This is a genomic window from Bartonella sp. TT119HLJHH, assembly GCF_042193385.1.
Lineage (GTDB): Bacteria > Pseudomonadota > Alphaproteobacteria > Rhizobiales > Rhizobiaceae > Bartonella.
The window spans coordinates 1-841 of record NZ_JBHILS010000121.1; the positions used below are offsets into that span (position 1 = coordinate 1).

Annotated in this window: 1 protein-coding gene; it reads left to right on the top strand. The window is 46.3% G+C overall.

Annotated features, from left to right (window positions below):
- A partial coding sequence (locus ACFIJL_RS09700) for a contractile injection system protein, VgrG/Pvc8 family (RefSeq protein WP_375624516.1) occupies positions 1 to 841 on the top strand: 841 nt, incomplete at both ends.

The window sequence follows — 841 nt, forward strand, 5'->3', positions numbered from 1 at the left end:
ACAAAAGTGATCGTATCACTATAGAGCTTGATGACCGTGCGCGTGACAGTGATAACGGCTTTCTTGATATTCCTCTTATCGGAACAATCATTTCTGTCACACTTGGCTATGAAGGCGGGAAAAACCGCGATATGGGATCCTATCTGATAGACGAAATCTCTGTAAGCAGCCCACCACAAAGCTTAAGCGTGACAGGGCGCGCCGCCTCTATGAACACGTCTTATAGAACACCCAAAAGCCAATCCTATCACCAGCAAACCCTTGGCAGTATTGTTCAAGAGATAGCAGAGCGTAATGGCTATACGCCAAAGGTTGATCCTTCTCTTGCAAAAATCGTTGTGCGTCATATTGATCAAACATCAGAAAGCGATATGGCTTTTGCCACACGCCTTGCAGAAGAATATGATGCGGTAGCAAAGCCCGTTGATGGCAAACTGGTGCTCGCCAAACGGGGGGAAGGCAAAGCCATCACTGGTGAAACCCTCCCCATAGTAGTTATTCATGAGAAACATTGTACCTCTTGGGATTTTAAATACAGCGCACGGGATGAAGCAGGTGCAGCAAATGGCTTAGCAACAGATGTGGGAGACGACCAAAAAGCCGCCGCTGATGCACGAGAACCAGAAGAGATTGAGGAAGGTGAAGATGTTATCCATATGGACGAAAGTGACGCCCCCAATTTGCCTAAAGTAGAGACAGCAGCCGAAACATCTGAAAAGAACGAGCAAGAAGAAGAGAAAAAAGGCGGTGTTATCGCAAGCTATCATGATATCCGCACTGGTGAAAAAAAGGAAGTCAAGGTTGGTAAAGAGCCTTTTCATGAACTCAAATACACCTACCA